Genomic DNA, 388 nt, shown 5'->3' with positions numbered 1-388 from the left:
GGGAACACCAAGTCAAGAATTTGAAGGCTATGGCTCTGTATCTTACGGTAGTCGTGGTGCTGTTGACTTTGAAGGCGCTGTTGGTGGTTCATTAACAGATCGTTTATCAACACGTGTTTCAGTACTTTGGCAAGATAAAGACGATTACATTGATAATCGTGCACCAGGTTTTGAGCAAAAAGATGCCTTAGGTGGTTACACTGAACAAGCAGCCCGTATTCAATTTTTATATGAAGGTGACGATTTCACTGGATTATTTAATTACCATGTTCGTGATTTAGATGGCTCTCCAATTGCCTTTCGTGCTAACACTATCAAACCTGGTACTAACGATTTAGTTGATGGTTTTGAAAATGACGTGGTGTATCCCGATGCCGCCTCTCGTGCG

1 pseudogene is annotated in these 388 nt (G+C 42.0%); it reads left to right on the top strand.

The window, feature by feature from the left end:
• Positions 1-388: pseudogene (locus CWB76_RS19295) on the top strand (TonB-dependent receptor); the annotation flags it as partial.

Source organism: Pseudoalteromonas sp. S1609, from assembly GCF_005887255.1.
In the GTDB taxonomy this organism is placed as follows: domain Bacteria; phylum Pseudomonadota; class Gammaproteobacteria; order Enterobacterales; family Alteromonadaceae; genus Pseudoalteromonas.
The sequence above is the reverse complement of the archived record's forward strand: the minus strand, read 5'-3'. Positions and strand labels throughout refer to the sequence as shown.